This window comes from Fulvivirga ulvae, from assembly GCF_021389975.1.
Classification (GTDB): Bacteria; Bacteroidota; Bacteroidia; order Cytophagales; family Cyclobacteriaceae; genus Fulvivirga; species Fulvivirga ulvae.
The window spans coordinates 3,710,381-3,727,186 of record NZ_CP089981.1; the positions used below are offsets into that span (position 1 = coordinate 3,710,381).

Sequence of the window (16,806 nt, forward strand, 5' to 3'; positions counted from 1 at the left end):
GAAACTTTAACGGTGCACTTCAAATAGCAGGGCAATTTGCATTAGCTTTGCACCTATGAATTATTTATCGGTTGACAAGCTTTCGAAATCCTATGGAGCCAGAGTGCTTTTTAAGGATATTTCTTTTGGCATTGATCAGGGGCAGAAAATTGCTCTGGTTGGAGTGAATGGTAGTGGAAAATCAACATTGTTAAAAATACTTGCCGGGCTGGATGCCCCGGATTCCGGGGAGGTTGTTTTAGCCAATGATATTAAATTGACTTACCTGGGCCAACAACCTGATTTTGAGGCTACCCAGACTGTACTCGAAGCGGTGCTGGACAGTAAGGATGAATTACCTCTGCTTGTACGACAGTATGAGGAATGTCTGTTGAAAAGTGAAACTGACCCCGGGGCAGCTGAAAAGATCACTTCCCTGATTTCCAGAATGGATGAACTGGACGGATGGAATTATGAGGGGCAGGTAAAGGAAATTTTAGGAAAGCTGGGTATATCTGACTATCAGCAAAAGGTAGGGCAGCTATCGGGCGGTCAAAAGAAGCGGGTAGGTCTGGCAAAGACCCTCATTGAGAAGCCTGACCTTGTGATTCTCGATGAGCCTACCAACCACCTCGATCTTGACGCTATTGAGTGGCTGGAAGAGTATCTGTCACAAAGTCAGATGGCCATCATTATGGTTACCCACGACAGATATTTTCTGGAAAGCGTCACTAATGAAATTATAGAACTGGATCAATTTCAGATTTATAAATACTCGGGAAATTACTCCTATTTCCTTGAGAAGAAATCGGAAAGGGAAGAACAGCAACATAGTGAAAAAGAAAAGGCTAAAAACCTGTATAACAAGGAGCTGGAGTGGATCAGAAGACAACCCAAAGCAAGAGGTACCAAGGCCAAATACAGAGTGGATGCCTTTAAAGAAGTAAAGGAAAAAGCACACCGGAATCTGGAAAAGCAGTCGTTGGAACTCGATGTTAAAACCAGGAGACAAGGAGGGAAAGTGCTTGAGATGGAGGCTATATCCAAAGGTTTTGATGAAAAGCAATTATTTAAAAACTTCAGCTATACTTTTAAGAAAGGCGAAAGGCTTGGTGTTGTAGGAAAGAATGGCACAGGCAAGTCTACATTTCTTAATATTCTGACAGGGCAGATAAAACCGGATACCGGTGAAGTTTCAAAAGGTGAGACCACGGTTATGGGGTACTACAAGCAGAAAGAACCCGAATTTAAACCAGGCATGAAGGTCATTGAAGTGGTCCAGGAAATTGCGGAAGTAATCACTCTGTCTGATGGCAAAACGGTAACAGCATCCAGGTTCCTGACTCTGTTCAACTTTTCTCCAAAAGCGCAGTATGACTACGTTGACAACCTGAGTGGAGGTGAAAAAAGAAGGCTTCAGTTGCTCTGTGTGCTGGTTCAAAACCCCAATTTTCTTATCCTGGATGAACCTACCAATGATCTTGATCTGATTACTTTAAGAACGCTGGAAGATTTTTTAAGTCAGTTTCAGGGCTGTTTGATAATAGTTTCCCATGACAGATACTTTATGGATCGCCTAGTGGAGCATCTTTTTGTGTTTGATGAAAGTACGGAGATAAAGGATTTTACTGGAAATTATAGCATTTATAGGGAGTGGTTAAAGCAGCAGGAAGACTTAAAACCGGAACCCAAAAAGGAAGAAACACCTAAACAGGAAAAAAGCAGGGAGGAAAACAAACGCAAGATGTCATATAAGGAAAAGCGCGAGTTTGAATCTCTTGAAAACGAACTGGAGAAATTGTCTTCAAAGAAAAAAGAATTGCTTGACAGGATAAATTCCGGAGAACAGGATCATACTGTGCTTATGGAGTGGGGAGATGAGCTAAAGAAAATTGAAGAAGAGATAGACGAAAAAGAAATGCGCTGGCTGGAATTGTCGGAAATGGAATGATTAAAGCCATTTGATTTCAATTACTCTTTCCGGGGTGGCTACAGTTGAAAATTTAGCATTATCCACCCTGTGCACTATCAGTTTGTTTCTTCGTGATTTTCCAATCTCCTGGGAAATAACCTGCGTCTTATCTTTTTTGTGAAATATTACGGTGTTTAGACCGGCAACATCCAGTTTAATGGAATCTGCCGTGGCCAATACCTCCATGTGAGTGAGTGGTATCTCCATTTGATTTATTAATCGGAGTATTTTTCTGGCATCCGGCACACCATAGCCAAGGTAATTATTGGGATAAGGATACAGGTGAGAGGACCTTTTTATTATTTCAATGACTTCCCGGCTACTTATGGCAGGGCATTCCTGAATCACTGAGGCGATTAACCCGGTAATAACAGGGGCAGAAAAAGAAGTTCCGCGCCCTGAAAAACAGGCGATTTCGGGTTTTACATAGGGTAATGCGTCAGGGCCTACCGAGCTATACCCCTGGCGTTTCCAATGTAAAAAGCCTGTTGCGCCTACCGCCAAAATACCTTCGGCATCAGCTGGTATTGAGATTACACCAAATTCATTTCCTCCATCATTTCCTGCAGCAACCACTAAGATCATGTTCTTTTCTTTTGCAGCAATATTGGCAGCCTGAGTTATGGCAGCTGACCGACCATCTACATCCTTAGGAAGATAGTTCTCATCAGGGTTGTCGTAACCGTTTGAGTAGCCTAATGATGAATTGACCAATCGTATACCATGATCATGCATCCACTCCAGGGCAGCAATCCAGTAATCCTCTTCGCCCCTGTATTCTCTGTCGCCCTGATCAGTCCGGGCCAGGTAATAAGTCGACTGGCTGGCCAATCCGAAATGCTTGTTATGGTCATTGCTATATCCGCCTATAAGCCTCCAAACCTTGGTGCCGTGGTCATCGTCATATTTTCTTGAACCTGTAAAGGGGTCTCGGATATCCTCTTCTATGAAGTTATAATAGTAGGAGGGGGCAAGTTTTTTTGAGAGGTGGATTAAGGGCTCTTCTTTATCTGCATCGAGAAAACCACCATCAATGATTCCGATTTTGATGCCCTTACCATGTAATCCCAGCGCTATCAATGTGTCTGCATGGAGTTGTTGCAACGCATGAGCCTGACCGGCATCCGTATGCTGTAAATATGAACGAACCCTTAACCCGGCATTTAGCGGTTGAATTTTTTCAACAAACCCAAGACTTTCAAGGAGAGGGAGTTGATGATCACTGGCCGCAATACTTACCGCGTTTAACCATTTCGATTGATGGATAACAGGAAAACTTAAAGAAGTAAGGCTGTCAAGATAACTTTTACTCAGCGGAAGGTCGTAATAGTCCGTAGCGGATAGCGATTCGGCTGGCGTTTTGTCTTTAAAATATATCCAGTATTTTTGTTGGGCACCCGATTCAGCTGCCAAAAACAGAAAAAGAAAGATATGAAGGTAGGACTTCCCCATTAAATAAAGCTACACTTTTTCAGGTTGAAAATAAAAGCACAATAACTAAGAAGAAATAACAAAAATAAAATGAGCTATAAATAGTAAAGAGTCATCAATTCGCGGACACCTCCAAGTAAACTCAATACTAAAATCTCAATACTAAAACTTATACCCATGAAATATACTCCCCTAGGAAAAGAACTTTTTATAGAAAACAGAAGAAGGTTGGCCAACGAGATGAAAACAAATGCTATTGCTATTTTCAACTCAAACGATACTATGCCAACCAACGCTGATGGTACAATGCCATTCAGGCAGAATAATGACTTGTTTTATCTGTCCGGGATTGATCAGGAAGAAAGCATATTGATCCTGTATCCGGATTTTCACGACAAGAAGCTTCGCGAAATACTTTTTCTGAAAGAAACTAACGAAAATATTGCCATTTGGGAAGGACATAAATACACCAAAGCAGAGGCGACAGAGACTTCGGGAGTTGAGAAGATATACTGGTTATCTCAATTTGAAGGGGTATTTAATACGTTGATGGCTGAAGTGGAGTATGTATACCTAAATACTAATGAACATATCCGGGCCGATGTTGCCGTCGAAACCAGAGATAAACGCTTTGGCAAATGGTGTCGCGATAAGTATCCGGTTCACAAATACGAAAGGTCCGCTCCCTTAATGCACAAGCTGAGGGCAATCAAGTCTTCAAAAGAGATTGAGGCCATGCAAACGGCCTGTGATATAACCGAAAAGGGATTCAGGCGTGTACTGCAGTTTGTAAAACCCGGTGTGATGGAATATGAAGTGGAGTCAGAGTATATCCATGAGTTTATCCGAAACCGGTCACGAGGGTTTGCATATATTCCTATTATTGCTTCAGGGTTTAATGCCTGCGTGCTTCACTACATAGAAAACAGCAAGGAATGTAAGGCAGGCGATGTATTGTTGATGGATGTGGGGGCCGAATACGCTAACTATAATGCTGATATGACACGTGCCATCCCGGTATCTGGAAAATTTACCAAAAGACAAAAGGATGTGTACAATGCTGTGCTGCATGTAAAGCGTGAAGCCATGAAAATGCTTAAACCGGGGAACGTAATACCAGAGTATCACAAAGAGGTAGGTAAAATCATGGAAAGCGAACTTTTGCGGCTCAAACTTCTGGATAAAACAGATATCAAAAAGCAGGATGCTGATAACCCGGCATACAAAAAATACTTTATGCATGGCACATCGCATCATATTGGCTTGGATGTACATGATGTGGGTAACGTATATCGGGAAATGCAACCGGGAATGGTGTTTACTGTTGAGCCAGGAATATATATAAGAGAGGAGAACCTGGGTATCAGGCTTGAGAATGATGTGCTAATTGCTGAAGATGGATTAATGGACCTGATGAAGAATATCCCTATTGAGGCTGAGGAAATTGAAGAACTGATGAATAGCTGATCACTCAATTCTAAAATTATGCAGTTGAGTACATAAATTAAACCGTTCAAGTAACTGAAACATGAAAATTGAGTAATTATGGCTAGATTTCGTTTGGTCATAAAACTCAATTCACTCATGTTTAGAAATCTTTTTAAGATAGCCGTCAGAAATATTCTGAAAGAAAAGGGCTATAGTATAATTAATATTCTGGGACTGGCTATTGGTATTACGTGCAGCATGTTCCTCGGGCTCTATATCATGGATGAGCTCAGCTACGACAGGTACCATGTTAATGCAGATAACATTTATCGTGTAGTATCTAACATCAAAGAACCTGATAATTCTTTTACATGGGCAGTAGCCCAGATCCCAATGGCCGATGAGCTAAGGCAAAATTATCCTGATGTTGTCAATGCTGTTCGGTTTTTTGGTCTGGGAAGGAACCTGTATAAGTACGAGGATAAGTCTTTCTATGAAGAAGACGTTTTTCTGGCAGACTCTACTGTGTTTGACATGTTCTCTTATGAATTTATTGCCGGTGATCCGAAGACATCCCTTGATGAGCCGTATTCGATGGTCGTTACGGAAAGTATGGCTGATAAGTATTTCGGGACTACCGACTGCCTCAATCTGTCCCTGACTGATCAGGACAATGATCAACTAAAAATTACAGGTGTAATTAAAGATGTTCCTGTAAACTCTCATTTTAGGTTTGATGCCCTGATTTCGCGCAATTCTGCACCAGATTATCGCGGCAGCTGGGGCAATTTTGGTGTTTTTACATACATACAACTCCCTGAGGATTATGAGCCTGCAGGCTTTGACGCAAACTTTGATAAAATAGTCAGTGATCACGTTAACCCAATATTTGAGCAGTTTAAGATCAGTATTAATTACGAGCTTCAGAGAATCACTGATATTCATCTCTATTCTAAAATTCAGGACGAAGCAGAGGAAGGCGGAGATATTTCTTACATCTATATTTTTGGGGCTGTAGCCATTTTTATGCTCATAATAGCCAGTATTAACTATATGAACCTTGCCACGGCCCGATCAACCCAAAGGGCGAAGGAAGTGGGAGTGAGAAAGGTAATGGGAGCCGGTAAAAAGCAGTTGATCAGCCAGTTTATTGTAGAGTCTGTAGTAATGAGCCTGATAGCACTTGTGGTAAGTATATTGTTAATTTATGCACTGCTTCCTGCTTTCAATAACCTGGCAAATAAGCAAATTGAGGTCAGCTACCTGTTTCAGGTCGAAGTGCTATTGGTGCTTTTTGGCGTAGTACTGTTTATAGGTATTATAGGAGGCAGCTATCCGGCCTTTTATCTCTCCCGGTTTAATCCGGTAAATGTGTTGAAAGGCAAGCTATCAACAAAGGGCGGTAATGCCATACTAAGAAAATCACTTGTAGTGCTTCAATTCAGTATTTCAATCTTTATGCTGATCTCTACGCTTGTGGTATTTGACCAGCTCAGGTTTTTAATGAATAAGGACCTGGGGTTCAATAAAGAGCAGGTTTTGAGGTTCGAAATGCCAGATGATCAAATGCGGGCCGGTTATAGTGGGCTTCGTCAAAAGCTTTTAAGTAATCCGGATATCATTAATGTGGCTTCATCATCATCAAGCCCGGGAAACAATGTCAATAAAGTAATCTTTAACGTAGAAACCGAGGAAGGGCAGATGAACGAACGTGGAATAGACTTTTTTATTGCAGACTTTGATTTTATAGAAGCTATGCAGATGTCTGTTGTGGAGGGGAGAAATTTTTCAAGGGACATCCTGTCTGATACATCTCTTGCAGTGCTTGTTAATGAGTCTATGGTGGACAGAATGGGGTGGACGGAGCCTCTGGGGAAGAAATTTGATATTCCTCAGCGAGGAGGTACAGTGGTTACCAAGCAGGTAATAGGTGTAGTGAAGGACTACCACCAGAACTCTTTGTATGACGAAATAGAGCCATTGATGATCATGTATGGCGATGACAGCTATTACGGTTACGTGAAGTTGAAGACATCAGATATAGCAAAAACTGTTGCGGAGATTGAAGCAATCTGGCAACAGAACTTTGTAAACAAGCCTTTCGAATATAATTTTCTTGATCAGGATTTTGCGTCTCAATATGCTTCAGATAAAAGAAGGGGCGATATTTTTACTATATTCTCATCCTTGACCATAGCTATTGCATGCCTGGGCTTACTTGGACTGACAGCATTTACCACTGAGAGAAGGACCAAAGAAATAGGGATAAGGAAAGTAATAGGTGCCAGCGTAAAAAGTATTGTAGTTTTGCTTTCAAAGGAGTTTGTAGTTTTGGTTTTAATAGCTACCGCAATAGCTTTCCCGGTGGCCTGGTATTTTATGGATACATGGCTCCAGGCCTTTGCGTATCGCATAGAACTCATAAATGAAGTGCCTACATTCGTGCTTTCTGCGGCAATAGCATTATCAATTATCATACTCACTATGAGCTATCATACCATCAGGGCTGCTACATCAAACCCGGTAAATGCACTGAAAGACGAATAATTTTTTATTGATACTGATTTTTTAAATATTTATTATCTCCGTTGTTGAGGAATAATTTCCTCAGCAACCGGAGATTAATTTACGCTTTGGCCTCTGTTGTCAGATCTGACATCTGCTCTTCTTTTGTGTCTGAATGCCTCCAGTAACGGTTGCCTGACACCACTTTTTGACACCTTGTTAGTACCTTATTTGTCCAAATTGTCACTTTCTGAGCATTTTCCCTGACAAACCTTGCTATTATATACAAGGCTATGGCTGAATATATTATCGTTAAAATAGTTACAAACATTGTTTTTCTTATATTAGTTTGATAATAATAAACCAAACTAAGTACCAGAGTAAAATGAAACATAGCGATATATTAAATTCAGACAAAGCCCCTGAGCCAGTTGGCCTGTACCCTCATGCAAGAAGAGTGGGTAACCTGCTTTTTCTATCGGGTGTCGGTCCGAGGAAGAAAGGGAGCAAAGAGATCCCGGGTGTAACACTGGATGAGCAGGGTAATATTGTGGCTTACGATATAGAAGCGCAGTGTCATTCTGTGTTTGAGAATGTGAGGCATGTGCTGGAGGCCTCCGGTTCGGGTTGGGATAAACTTATCGATGTTACTGTTTTTTTGACTAATATGAAGGAGGACTTTAGTAAATATAATGAAATATATGCTCAGTATTTCAAAGATAACCAGCCCTGCAGAACAACGGTTGAGGTCAATGCCTTACCAACACCTATTGCCATAGAGCTAAAATGCATAGCTCTGGCAGAATAACATGAAGCGTCTTATATGTCGGTCGATTTAAAAGTTGGAGTCCTGATATTTTATTTTTCTTGCATGTTTGATTTCCTTCATGCAAGTGGACAAAATCGTCTGGACTCTCTCCTCAATATATGGAGGAAAGAAAAAGCAGATCAGTCTTTTGTTCAGGACACCAGCGCAATTAATTTATTGAATGACATATCCCGAGGCTATCTTTATGATAACCCGGACAGTGCGGAATATTTTGCTAAATCAGCTTATTCTCTAGCTATACAGCAAGAAGTTAAAGCAGGAAGGGCATGGGCGCTGAATAACCTGGGGTCAGTATATTATGTTAAAGGATCTTATGATAAAGCGCTCGAAGCCTATTTAAAATCACTAAAGATCTTTGAAGAGATCGGCAATCAGAACAGGACATTATGGGCATATAATAACCTGGGTTTAATTTATATAGCACAGGGCAGGTACGATGCTGCCGTAAGGGAATATCAAAAAATAATAGAAAGCAAGGCCATCAAGCAGGATAGCTTACTACTTGCTACCGGTTATTTTAACCTGGGGTTAACCTTTGACCATAAAAATGCCGCTGACCAGGCGACCGATTATTTACAGAAAAGCATTGAAATAAGCGTGAGAAACGGTTTTGAGAGGTTAGAGGTAATGGCAACTAATTTATTGGGGGAGATCTACCTGCATGACGGAGAATATGATATGGCCATGAAGCATTATAAACAGGCCCTTGACGCCAGCTATGAAGACAATTGGGAAAATAGCTTTGCCCATGCGGGTCTGGCCAGTGTTAATTACGAACTTGGGCTATACGATAAGGCAATAAGCCATGGATTGGAAAGCCTTGAATATGCGGAAAAAATAAAGGCAAAATGGGATGTACAGAAAGTGTTGAAAATTCTTTCGGATACCTATGTGGCTAAGAAGGATTTTGAACACGCCTATCAGTACCATGTACTGTATAAGCAGTATAGCGACAGCTTAAGATCAGTGGCCAGAGGTGAAAGAATTAATGAACTTTATTTACAGCAGAAGGAGGATGAAAACCTTCAATTGCAGAGAGAGAATGAAGTAAGCAAACATACATTGAAAATTAACAGATTGCTTAGCTTTTTTGTGGGATTTGTAGCCCTTTTTATGGTTGTTTTGGCCTATATAATTTACAGAAGCAATCGTCTGAAAACGAAACTAAATGAAGAGTTGCAGGAAAAAAACGCAGATATAGACCTGCAAAGACAGCAAATATCAGATCAAAATGAGATCCTCGAAAATATAATTGCAGCCAAAGACAAAATGCTCTCCATCATAGGGCACGACCTGCGAAGTCCGTTGGCCTCGATAATGAGCACCCTGGAGGTGATAAGAATGGGAGTGTTTACACCAGAACAACAGGAAGAAGTATTTAAAGGATTACATAACAAGGTCATAATGGTATCTCATATGATGGATAACCTGCTGAGCTGGGCGGTAAGTCAGCAAATGGGCATTGTAGTGGCATTCGAGCGGGTAGATGTGTCTGCCATGGTTGATCAGGTGCTGGCTGTGGCAAACTTTTTGGCTAAAGATAAAGGCGTTGTCATAGAGCATAAAGCAGAAGAAGTATTTGCGTACGCCGATATTAATCATGTTAGAATAATTGTCCAGAATATTATCGGCAATGCTATTAAATTCACCCCAAAGGGAGGTAAAGTAAAGATATACTACTCTGACAGCGAAGACCATGTCGTTATACATGTAAAGGATTCCGGTTTGGGGATTACTCAGGAAAAACTCGACAGACTTTTCAATCAGGTAGGAAAGGGAATATCTGCAATGGGGACTAACAATGAAAAAGGTACCGGGATGGGGTTGATGCTGGTTGGGCAGTTTATAAGGGAGAATTACGGGCAGGTTGAGATCAAGAGCGAGGAAGGCAAGGGTACAGAGTTTAAAATTTGCCTGCAAAAATACAGGGAGGACGATGAATTATGTGCCACAGATACAAAATAAAAGCCTCCCAGATGTCTGAAAGGCTTTATAATATTCTTCTTTTTACTGCTTATACGGCGAAACTCTCCCCACAACCACAGGTGCGTGTCGCGTTTGGATTGATAAATTGAAAACCCTTACCGTTAAGTCCGTCTGAGAAATCTAATGTTGTTCCCAAGAGATACAACAGACTTTTTTTGTCAACAAGTATTTTTACTCCCTTGTCCTCAAAAACTTCATCAGACGGCTCTACCTGTGCATCAAATTTCAGGTCATACATCAAGCCGGAACAACCTCCGCCCTGTACCAGTACCCTGATATTGTGATCACTGGATTTTCCTTCCTTTTCCCTGAGTTCTACTATTCTATCTTTTGCCTTCTCTGTTACATTAATCATACTTGCCAAAATTTTAAGCTACAGGATTTAATACTACGCTAAATACCGTTATAGTGTTAGAGTCGCGCCCATAGTACAACTTATCTAAAGCATCATATACACTGCTTGCTCTAAAATACGAAGTGTTCAGTTCTTTGTTACCCTTAGCGATCCACTGTATGGTATACGAACTCTCTTTTTCTTTATAATGCTCAACATAATCGAGCATCTTATTCAAAGCATCAACCTTATCAAAACCCATAACAGAATGAAAAAGAAACGACTGATTATGTCTGGGGTTTATCGTAATGAGGTCCAGTTTTACTTTACCTTCCGCATTATTATATTCAAATATCAGGTCGCTGCTTCTTAGCCCAAGGTGGCTTTTTATTTCTTTCTGTATTCGTGCTGCTTCTACATGAATATCGCTCGAAGTATCCATTATAAGGGGTTAAATGCTGTTACTTTAGAATAAATTTAAACTAAAACTTTCCAAAAAGTCAAAAAGTTTCAACTTTTGGACAAAGTTAGTCAAATGACCGACAAAAACTAAACAATGAGATATGCTGAAAGTAGAACATATAGGAATAGCCGTAAAAGACCTGGAATCGTCAAATATGTTGTTTCAAACATTATTTAACAGCGCACATTATAAAATTGAAAGCGTAGATTCAGAGCATGTAAACACGTCTTTTTTTAAGGTTGGTGACACCAAGATAGAGTTACTGGAAGCCACAAACCCTGATTCTGCCATTGCCAGATTCATTGAAAAACGAGGGGAGGGCATTCATCATATAGCCTATGAAGTGGCAGATATACAGGCCGAAATGGAAAGACTTTCAAGGGAAGGCTTTACTCTGCTTAATGATAAACCCAAAAAGGGTGCAGATAACAAACTGGTTTGTTTTCTACACCCCAAAAGTACTAATGGAGTTCTTATTGAATTATGTCAGGAAATTACTTCTGACGTTTGAAGCTTTTAAAAGTTTTAGGTTCGGTTTGTCCGTACTGTATGGAGTTGTAGTGTTTTAACTTTTTCTTGCCTACAGCAGTCTTATACTGGGGCCTTGGCCCGCAAGCAGTTAAAAGCGTTATGCCAACTATTAAAAGACTCACAAATTTCATTATAGCTTTCATACCTATGTTTAATAGCATCGTTTAGTTGTGTATTGATACACAGGGCGTCGCGGTTTGTAACCAGTATTATTAGTTATAAAAGATATACGTGTACCTTTGCATGACGAAATGCATATAATGCCGATGAAATTAGTGTAACAAGTATCTATGGAAAATAAAAGAACAGAAATAAGCGACCTGGGAGAGTTTGGTTTGATTGACAGGATCAGTGAAAATTTTGCATCCGTAAATAAAGAAACTGAACTGGGAATAGGTGATGACGCTGCAGTACTACATAACGAAGGCCGCACTATTGTAACTACCGACATGCTGCTTGAAGGAGTCCATTTTGACCTTTCCTTTACACCACTGCTCCATCTCGGTTACAAGGCTGTAGCCGTTAATGTATCAGATATAGCTGCGATGAACGCTACGCCGAAACATATTACTGTTAATCTGGGACTAAGCAACAGGTTTTCAGTGGAGGCTGTGGATGAGTTCTATAAAGGAGTAAAGGCAGCCTGTGAGAGCTATAAAGTAGATCTTATTGGTGGAGATACTACATCATCAATGAGTGGCCTGGTAATTTCCGTTACAGCTATAGGTACGGTTGATCAGCACAAAATTGCAAAAAGGTCCGGTGCAAAGGAGAAAGATGTGGTATGTGTTACTGGCGACCTGGGTGGTGCATTTATAGGTTTGCAGGTATTGGAAAGGGAAAAACAGGTGTTTATTGCCAATCCTGATATGCAACCTCAGTTGGAAAAGTATGACTACATTGTGCAACGCCAGCTAAAGCCTGAGGCACGGACAGGTGTTATCCATGAGCTTTCGGAGCTAAACGTAGTACCATCGTCGATGATTGATATTTCAGACGGACTGGCCTCGGAACTCTTGCACATTAGCAGGCAATCGGGGATAGGTATGAAAATATATGAAGATAAACTACCCATTGATAAGCAGACTTATGATACCGCTGTTGAACTGGGTATTGACCCTACAACTGCTGCTTTAAATGGAGGTGAGGACTATGAACTTCTTTTTACCGTATCTATGGATGACATGGAGAAGATAAAAAAGCATCCGGATATCCATTTTATAGGCTATGTACAAAGTCTTGATAAGGGTAATATAATGGTAACCAAAGGAGGTAGTGAGATAGAAGTTACCGCTCAGGGCTGGAGCCATTTCAATAAAAAATAGCAGCAAATAAAGTTAGTTGAGCCTTTGAACAGGCTCAACTTATTATCGCGGCGTAATTAATCTTCAGGGTAGGGAATAAATAAAAAATTGGTAAATTCATTATCCACTACAAATAGGCAGCAAAATTCATCCGGATCCTTGTAGGCTTTCTTAAAGGAATCGATACCATCTTCACTGACTATTTCCCGCTGCACAAACTCATCCAGGTAGGAAGCATTGTAATTCCAGTTCACGGCCAGTTCCTCTTTCCCAATAAGCAGTTGGCCTATAGGCAAATCTATTTTTGAAATTGGGAATATCGGGTAATCGGAAAACTTTCTTTTCCTGATTTGATAGGAGGCTTCCTTGAGTGTGTCTGCCACTACTACAAAGTCTTCGGAGATCTGTCCCAAATATTTACCGTTCAATTCAGGATCGTTATCCATAAAGAAGTTATTTTTTTAGATTTAACAATATGTAATGATACGAACTTTTTTCTGTACAGGCTAAAACTTACCTGTGGCGAAATTATTTATTAACTTTTAAGTCAAACCAATTATCCTGAGATGAATAAATTTAGAGTTTTTATATCCGTACTTATTTTCCCTGTCGCACTATATGCGCAAAACCCCCAAGAGATCATGGATTCGCATATCAAGCGAAAGTCGCTGATTGAAAAGTCTTTATTGGGTAATTATGCAGCTAGAAATATAGGCCCGGTGGTACAGGGAGGGCGTATAGTAGACATAGCCGTAAACGAAAGCGACACTAAAGAATATTATGTAGCTTATGCCTCCGGAGGTATATTCAAAACCACTAATAGAGGAGTAACCTTTTCTCCTGTTTTTGATGATCAGGACGCCCTGGGGATTGGAGATATGGCTCTAGCCCCTTCAGATCCAAACATATTATATGTGGGCACCGGAGAAAACAACAGTAGCCGGTCGAGCTATGCCGGATCGGGTGTTTATAAAACCGCTGACGGAGGAAAAACATGGCAACACCTGGGGTTGAGTAATACGCAGCATATAGGTAAGGTTATAGTACATCCTCAAGATCCGGATATTGTTTGGGTTGCTTCAGTTGGAGCCCTTTACACGCACAATGAGGATCGTGGTGTCTACAGAAGTACAGACGGAGGCAAATCCTGGAGTAAGACACTCTATATTAACGATAGTACAGGGATTATTGATCTTGTAATCAACCCCTCAAACCCTGATCAGTTATGGGCAAGTGCCTGGGAGAGAACTAGAAAGGCATGGAACTTTAAGGGTAGCGGCTCTTCTTCGGGTATTTACCGCTCCGAAGATGGAGGACAAACATGGGCTAAAACAATGGATGGTTTTCCCGAAGGCGAAATGGTCGGGCGGATCGGGCTAAATGTCAGTGTCTCAAACCCTAATATTATTTATGCTTTTTTGGATAATCAGGCAACAGTAAAAAAGGAAAAGAAGAAAGATGAAAAGGAGAAACTGAAGCTTACCGATTTCAGGGATATGACTGCCCAGCACCTTCTTGACCTTAACGATGAGCAGCTGAACGAATTTTTAAAGGATAACGGCTTTCCGAAGAAATATAGTGCTGAGCGTATCAAGAAGGAGATAAGGCAGGGAAAATATCGGCCTGTGGCTATTGCCGAATACTTTGGAGATGCTAATGATGCCTTATTTAATACTTCTACGGTTGGAGCAGAACTTTATCGGTCAGATGACTCCGGAGATACCTGGAAGAAGATGAACAGCTACGACCTTGAAGGAGTTTATTTTACTTATGGATATTATTTCGGAGAAGTCAGGGTGGCCCCTGATAACCCTGACATGGTATATATCTTTGGCGTCCCGCTGCTTAAATCTACTGACGGCGGTGTTACATATTCAAGGCTCGACACTATTGGGGATGTTCATGTAGACCACCAGGCGCTTTGGATCAACCCAAAGGATTCGCAACATTTGTTACTGGGCAATGATGGCGGACTTTATGAGAGCTACGATGAAGGTGCGAACTGGAGGCATATCAATAATATGCCGGTAGGGCAGTTCTATACTGTAAATGTGGATATGGAGAAACCATACAATGTGTATGGCGGACTTCAGGATAATGGAACATTGGTCGGTTCATCCAAATCCGTACCAAACAGGACGCAACATTGGGAGCAACTTTTCGGTGGTGATGGCATGTTTGTTTCCCCTGATCCAAGAGATAATAATATTGTTTATACAGGTTTTCAGTTTGGAAACTACTACAGGGTTAGCCGAAAAGAAAATGATTTCACCAAGGTTACCCCCCAACATGATATTGGAGAAGACGCGCTGAGGTTTAACTGGCGCACCCCACTGATCTTGAGTGATCACAACCCTGATATTGTTTATATCGCATCTCAAAGACTTTACAGAAGTCTGGACAGAGGAAATCACTGGGAGCCGATAAGCCCTGATCTTACTAAAAATATGCCTCAGGGAAATGTTCCTTTCTCAACTATCTCGTCCGTGTCAGAGTCACCTCTCAAATTCGGGTTGATGTACGTAGGTACGGATGATGGTAATGTTCATGTAAGCAGAAGCTCCGGAGGTGAATGGGTGGCTATATCAGAAGGATTACCAAAAAACAAGTGGGTAGCCAGTATATTTGCTTCACCTCATCATGAAGGCGAAGTGTATGTGAGCCTTAATGGCTACAGGGAGGATGATTTTTGTACTTACATCTTTATGAGCACTGATTACGGTAAAAACTGGAAATCCCTAAAGTCAAATTTACCTGACGTAGTGGTCAACGACCTGATCCAGGATCCCGTCAATCCGGATCTGTTATATCTGGGAACTGATCACGGTACTTATATTAGCTTTAACAAGGGCAACTCGTGGGTGATGATAAACCGCATTCCAAATGTAGCTGCCTACGACCTGATGGTTCATCCCCGGGAAAATGAATTGGTAGTGGGCACACATGGTCGAAGTATTTATATTGTAGATGTTAAGCCCTTTCAACAGATTGCAGGCAATACAGAGTTAGCAGTAAAGGTCTTTGAAGTTGAAAATATTCGACACTCTGAAAAATGGGGTGAAAAGCAGTACCCTTATCTGAAGTCTTTTGAGCCGGGGGTTAGTATTCAATATTATATAGGGCAGCCAGCTCAAAATGTGACGATAGAGATCTACAATGAGAAAAATGATTTGGTTAGAAAGTTGGAAGGTGACGGGGCGGCAGGCTTTCATAAAGTTAAATGGGATGTTAAAGCTACTTCCTATGCGAAGAAGAAGAAAAAGACAGATCAGGAATGGAGCTATACAAATAAAGGAAAGTATACCGTGAAAGTTGTAAATGGCCAAGCCAGCGATAACACAACCTTTGAGATAAAATAAAGTAAATTCGAGGCACCGGAAAATGTTTTTTGGTGCCTCGTTTATGTTTTGTTTAGTTATTTTTCAGCCATTCTCCAACAAAGGCCCGGAGGTCAGGAAAAAAAGCCTGGAACTCACTCTCAAACTCATCATAATGATTGTCTAAGTCGGCTATTGCTTCATCCATTCTCGATGTAAAAGTTGTTCTTCTGGCCATACCAGAAAGAGCATTATGGATACCATCCTTATTAGCATAACTTAACAACCAGTTGTGATCAATCATAAAAGGAAGCATATATCTCACACCCTTTGGTAGTCGGCTTTCGTGAGAGAGCATAAGCTTGTAAACATACTGAGCATAATCTGCCAGGGGAGTTTGGTGAAAAGCTGACCAGTTCGCTGCAAGGAAATGATCATAAAACATGTCGACAATTACCCCTGCATAATGTCTGTATTTATTCCAAAGCCTTTTTTTACTATTAGAAACAATTTCATGATGGTCCGTATATTCATCAATATGGCGGTGAAGCATAATACCCCGTTGAATATTAATACTGTAAACCTCATACGCTTTACCCTTTACAAAATCACCAATAAAATTTCCTACCATTATTTCTTCATCATTACCGGATAGATATAAATGGGCGAGAAAGTTCATAGATTTTGTTGTTTTGTTCGGTCACTTGACCCAAAATTTTAGCCAAGA

Annotated in this window: 13 protein-coding genes; 8 read left to right on the forward strand and 5 right to left on the reverse strand. The window is 40.8% G+C overall.

Annotated elements, in window-relative coordinates; translation table 11 throughout:
* Positions 1–55 precede the first annotated feature (55 nt).
* On the forward strand, positions 56–1,930 hold the full coding sequence (locus LVD17_RS15880) for an ABC-F family ATP-binding cassette domain-containing protein (RefSeq protein ID WP_233759993.1): 1,875 nt from the start codon (positions 56–58) through the stop codon (positions 1,928–1,930).
* Here LVD17_RS15880 and LVD17_RS15885 read toward each other — a convergent pair whose 3' ends face one another.
* Complete coding sequence (locus tag LVD17_RS15885) at positions 1,931–3,403, reverse strand: S8 family serine peptidase (protein ID WP_233759994.1); 1,473 nt, start codon at positions 3,401–3,403, stop codon at positions 1,931–1,933.
* 156 nt (positions 3,404–3,559) lie between these two features.
* Here LVD17_RS15885 and LVD17_RS15890 point away from each other — a divergent pair, with 156 nt between their 5' ends.
* From LVD17_RS15890 to LVD17_RS15905, 4 genes are all read left to right on the forward strand, one after another.
* Entirely contained in the window at positions 3,560–4,849 is a 1,290-nt protein-coding gene (locus LVD17_RS15890) for an aminopeptidase P family protein (protein WP_233759995.1), read from the forward strand.
* A gap of 117 nt (positions 4,850–4,966) precedes the next feature.
* The gene (locus LVD17_RS15895) at positions 4,967–7,357 is read left to right on the forward strand and encodes an ABC transporter permease (protein ID WP_233759996.1); all 2,391 of its coding nucleotides are present in this window, start codon (positions 4,967–4,969) and stop codon (positions 7,355–7,357) included.
* Between the two features lie 343 nt (positions 7,358–7,700).
* Complete coding sequence (locus LVD17_RS15900) at positions 7,701–8,123, forward strand: RidA family protein (protein WP_233759997.1); 423 nt, start codon at positions 7,701–7,703, stop codon at positions 8,121–8,123.
* A 63-nt stretch (positions 8,124–8,186) separates the two neighbouring features.
* Positions 8,187–10,109, forward strand: coding sequence for a tetratricopeptide repeat-containing sensor histidine kinase (locus LVD17_RS15905; protein WP_233759998.1), 1,923 nt, complete (start codon positions 8,187–8,189; stop codon positions 10,107–10,109).
* Positions 10,110–10,158: 49 nt separating this feature from the next.
* On the opposite strand, the gene LVD17_RS15910 is transcribed toward LVD17_RS15905, so the two are convergent.
* Positions 10,159–10,485, reverse strand: a complete 327-nt coding sequence (locus tag LVD17_RS15910; RefSeq protein ID WP_233759999.1) for a HesB/IscA family protein — start codon at positions 10,483–10,485, stop codon at positions 10,159–10,161.
* Positions 10,486–10,498: 13 nt separating this feature from the next.
* Positions 10,499–10,906 carry a hypothetical protein gene (locus LVD17_RS15915; RefSeq protein ID WP_233760000.1) on the reverse strand — a complete coding sequence of 136 codons (408 nt, stop codon included), beginning with the start codon at positions 10,904–10,906 and terminating at the stop codon, positions 10,499–10,501.
* A 121-nt stretch (positions 10,907–11,027) separates the two neighbouring features.
* Between LVD17_RS15915 and mce the strand changes: the two genes are divergently transcribed.
* Both mce and thiL read left to right on the forward strand, forming a co-directional pair.
* On the forward strand, positions 11,028–11,438 hold the full coding sequence (gene mce / locus LVD17_RS15920) for a methylmalonyl-CoA epimerase (RefSeq protein ID WP_233760001.1): 411 nt from the start codon (positions 11,028–11,030) through the stop codon (positions 11,436–11,438).
* A gap of 310 nt (positions 11,439–11,748) precedes the next feature.
* A complete protein-coding gene (thiL, locus tag LVD17_RS15925) occupies positions 11,749–12,783 on the forward strand; it encodes a thiamine-phosphate kinase (RefSeq protein WP_233760002.1) in 1,035 nt (344 codons plus the stop codon).
* Positions 12,784–12,839: 56 nt separating this feature from the next.
* Here the strand turns inward: thiL and LVD17_RS15930 are convergent, their stop codons facing one another.
* Positions 12,840–13,208 (reverse strand): hypothetical protein, encoded by a 369-nt coding sequence (locus LVD17_RS15930; protein WP_233760003.1) that lies wholly within the window; start codon positions 13,206–13,208, stop codon positions 12,840–12,842.
* Between the two features lie 120 nt (positions 13,209–13,328).
* Between LVD17_RS15930 and LVD17_RS15935 the strand changes: the two genes are divergently transcribed.
* Positions 13,329–16,121, forward strand: a complete 2,793-nt coding sequence (locus LVD17_RS15935; RefSeq protein ID WP_233760004.1) for a VPS10 domain-containing protein — start codon at positions 13,329–13,331, stop codon at positions 16,119–16,121.
* 52 nt (positions 16,122–16,173) lie between these two features.
* Here LVD17_RS15935 and LVD17_RS15940 read toward each other — a convergent pair whose 3' ends face one another.
* Positions 16,174–16,758, reverse strand: a complete 585-nt coding sequence (locus LVD17_RS15940; protein ID WP_233760005.1) for an acyl carrier protein phosphodiesterase — start codon at positions 16,756–16,758, stop codon at positions 16,174–16,176.
* Positions 16,759–16,806: the final 48 nt, after the last annotated feature.

Coding starts and splice junctions, on each gene's coding strand:
- LVD17_RS15905 (WP_233759998.1), top strand. CDS start 8,187: ATGTTTGATTTCCTTCATGCAAGTGGACAAAATCGTCTGGACTCTCTC.
- LVD17_RS15915 (WP_233760000.1), bottom strand. CDS start 10,906: ATGGATACTTCGAGCGATATTCATGTAGAAGCAGCACGAATACAGAAA.
- LVD17_RS15880 (WP_233759993.1), top strand. CDS start 56: ATGAATTATTTATCGGTTGACAAGCTTTCGAAATCCTATGGAGCCAGA.
- LVD17_RS15930 (WP_233760003.1), bottom strand. CDS start 13,208: ATGGATAACGATCCTGAATTGAACGGTAAATATTTGGGACAGATCTCC.
- thiL (WP_233760002.1), top strand. CDS start 11,749: ATGGAAAATAAAAGAACAGAAATAAGCGACCTGGGAGAGTTTGGTTTG.
- LVD17_RS15900 (WP_233759997.1), top strand. CDS start 7,701: ATGAAACATAGCGATATATTAAATTCAGACAAAGCCCCTGAGCCAGTT.
- LVD17_RS15910 (WP_233759999.1), bottom strand. CDS start 10,485: ATGATTAATGTAACAGAGAAGGCAAAAGATAGAATAGTAGAACTCAGG.
- LVD17_RS15940 (WP_233760005.1), bottom strand. CDS start 16,758: ATGAACTTTCTCGCCCATTTATATCTATCCGGTAATGATGAAGAAATA.
- mce (WP_233760001.1), top strand. CDS start 11,028: ATGCTGAAAGTAGAACATATAGGAATAGCCGTAAAAGACCTGGAATCG.
- LVD17_RS15890 (WP_233759995.1), top strand. CDS start 3,560: ATGAAATATACTCCCCTAGGAAAAGAACTTTTTATAGAAAACAGAAGA.
- LVD17_RS15895 (WP_233759996.1), top strand. CDS start 4,967: ATGTTTAGAAATCTTTTTAAGATAGCCGTCAGAAATATTCTGAAAGAA.
- LVD17_RS15935 (WP_233760004.1), top strand. CDS start 13,329: ATGAATAAATTTAGAGTTTTTATATCCGTACTTATTTTCCCTGTCGCA.
- LVD17_RS15885 (WP_233759994.1), bottom strand. CDS start 3,403: ATGGGGAAGTCCTACCTTCATATCTTTCTTTTTCTGTTTTTGGCAGCT.